Raw genomic sequence first — 2529 nt, forward strand, 5'->3', positions numbered from 1 at the left:
AGGCTTTCGGTGGCGATGTAGACATCGATACCGATGTCGGGCAGTTCGCTGAACATCGCCCAGTCGCGCAGGTTGCGGGCGGAGCGGTCGATCTTGTGGATGATGACGCCCTGCGCTCGGCCACGGCGCAGTTGTGAGAGCATCTGGTTGAAAACCGGACGACCGCCCTTAGCCGCGGTCTGCTTCTCTTCGAACCACTTGATGACGGTCAGAGATTGGCGCTGAGCAAAGCCCTGGATGGCGTCTTTCTGCGCGTCAAGCGACACCCCTTCGCCCTGCTTCTGGGTGCTGACGCGGATATAGCCAAAACATTCTTTCATATTTCATGGGGATTACTCCCTGACTCTACCAGATCCTCGGAATTTGACGAATCCGCGTCCGCCTTCCAGGGCCAGGTGCCGTCGGACAGCATGCGCAGATACACCCGTTTGCAGAGTGCCAGGTGCCGTTCGAGATGCGGGTCCATTTGCGGTTCAGGTTTGGTCATGACACCAGCGTACCGGAGTGAGCGCGCGCAGGTAGACCGGGCGCTGCTGGTGTCGCGCGAACCAACCTCGGCAATGTCGTCATCGAGAATGCCCGGCAGGGTGCGCCATCGATCATCATGCGCACGAAGGCGCGGTGGTTCGGCATGTTCATCAGGTCACGCGGGTCGACGCCGCCAAGCTGGGCGGAAAGGATTCGCGCGTCCCCGGCGCCGATGCGGAAGGTGATGAGTGTCCCGACATTGCCCATGACGGAATTGAAGACCGCGGGGGATCCCTGGGTCGTGTGCTGTTGCGCCAGGATAACGCCGAGTCGGTACTTGCGGGTCTCGGAAAGAAGGTCGACCACGCTCTCAGAGGTGAAGCTGTGGAACTCGTCGACGTAGAGGAAGAAGGGACGGCGGTCGGCCTCTGATTGGTTCTGGCGGGTGAAAGCGGCGTGGATCAGGCTCGAGACCAGAAGTCCGCCCAGGACATCAGAGATGTCACTGCCGAGGCGTCCCTTGGCGAGGTTGATAATCAGGATGCGGCCATCATCCATCAGTTTGCGCAACCGCAGGGGCTCGGCCGGGTCGCAGATCGCCTTCCGGACCACCGGGTGCGAGAGAAACGCGCCCAGCTTGTTGGCGATCGGTGCGATGCCGTCACCGGCGGTCTTGTAGTTCATCGCCGGGTATTCCTTCTGCCAGAATTGCAGAAGCTGCCGGTCGGTGACACGGCTGAGCGCTTCCGTGCGATACTCCCGTTCCAGGAACAGCCGCATGATATCGGAGAGGTCCGCCCGGGGCTGGTCGAGAAGAACCAGTAGGGCCTGGCGCAACAGGTGTTCCATGCGCACGCCCCAGGCGTCGGCCCATTGCTTCTTGAGCGTGTCGATCAGCCCCGAGGCAACCAGGGGCCGCAAGGCCGGTGATGTCCTGGTCACCGGGTTGTAGCCAAGCGGGCTCAACGGATTGGCAACGTTCCAGTAGAGGGCCCGTTCGCCGATCTCCCGTGCCAGGTCCTGCGCCAGGTCGCCATGCGGATCGATGAGACAGAACCCCGTGCCCTGCGCCGCATCCTGTGACGCCATGTTGGCCAGCAGGGTCGATTTCCCGGTGCCGGTCTGCCCGACGACATAGCAATGCAGCCGCCGATCAACCGCGGCCAGGCCAAAGGCAAAATCCCCGGTGTGGCGATGCGCCAGGCCGAGAATCGTTTTGAGACTCCGCGATTGTAACACGCCACCATTGTCAGCCAGTCACGCTTGGCAGGATAGACCCGGTCACACGCTCAGTTGGTATTCGCAAAATTCGCGAATGACCGGGTCTATGACACTGTGGGTCCGACGTGCAGACTGGAAGGTGCCCGGAGCTGTCTTCTGCCGAGGGGTGCGTCCGAAACGGGTTCGGACGGCCACCCTGCGGAAGGAGACAGCAATGGGAAACGATATCGATATCTCGGCGCAAGTCGGCGCCTATCCGGCCTGTGGCGCCTGTGGGTCCAGAGAGATCCGGCGCGACGCCTGGGCCGAGTGGAACATGGCCTCGCGTGAATGGGAACTTCAGAACATTTTCGACGACTTTTGCTGCGACGCCTGCGGGCTGATCGGTCTGCCCGACTGGAAGCTCGACGAGGAGTTCCGGACCCAGTGGATCCGGCGCCTGAACGATCTCGTTCGCCACGGTGATCTCGACCATGCTACGGTGGTCGTAACCCAGGGTGTTCGGGCCCGTGGCGAGACCTTCGTCCAGAATGCCGCGAAGGCCGTGATCGCTTTCAATGCCTTCACGGAGGACAACGATCCGCATGGCGAGCATGATTTCGGCGCGGTCGAAGTCAAAGACCAGAAGATCTTCTGGAAGATCGACTACTTCGACCTTGCGCTGAACGCCCGGTCTCCCGACCCGGCCAATCGCGATGTCACCCATCGCGTGCTGACCATCATGCTGGCCAGCGAATACTGACGGTCGAATGGGACACTGAATCTGCGCTCAGGCTGCGCGGTCCAGCCCTTTTGTGCCGTCCCCTTTGTCCCGGTCGGGACACTCTTCCCAACAATGAA

General features: G+C 61.6%; 3 protein-coding genes. 1 reads left to right on the plus strand and 2 read right to left on the minus strand.

All coding sequences use genetic code 11. The features are described 5' to 3' along the window. Positions 1–266, minus strand: a 266-nt coding sequence (locus RXV88_RS23410; protein WP_316296143.1) for a recombinase family protein, incomplete at its 3' end; no start/stop codon positions are given. 217 nt (positions 267–483) lie between these two features. Continuing rightward, positions 484–1707 carry a type IV secretory system conjugative DNA transfer family protein gene (locus RXV88_RS23415; RefSeq protein ID WP_316296144.1) on the minus strand — a complete coding sequence of 408 codons (1224 nt, stop codon included), beginning with the start codon at positions 1705–1707 and terminating at the stop codon, positions 484–486. A 196-nt stretch (positions 1708–1903) separates the two neighbouring features. On the opposite strand from RXV88_RS23415, the gene RXV88_RS23420 reads away from it, so the two are divergent. After that, positions 1904–2431 (plus strand): DUF3768 domain-containing protein, encoded by a 528-nt coding sequence (locus RXV88_RS23420; RefSeq protein WP_316296145.1) that lies wholly within the window; start codon positions 1904–1906, stop codon positions 2429–2431. The last annotated feature ends 98 nt before the right edge of the window (positions 2432–2529 follow it).

Origin of the sequence: Aestuariicoccus sp. MJ-SS9, assembly GCF_032586235.1 — a bacterium.
In the GTDB taxonomy this organism is placed as follows: domain Bacteria; phylum Pseudomonadota; class Alphaproteobacteria; order Rhodobacterales; family Rhodobacteraceae; genus Aestuariicoccus.

Bases quoted from the DNA above. Each gene is read 5' to 3' on its own strand.
- RXV88_RS23420 (WP_316296145.1), top strand. From the start codon at position 1,904: ATGGGAAACGATATCGATATCTCGGCGCAAGTCGGCGCCTATCCGGCC.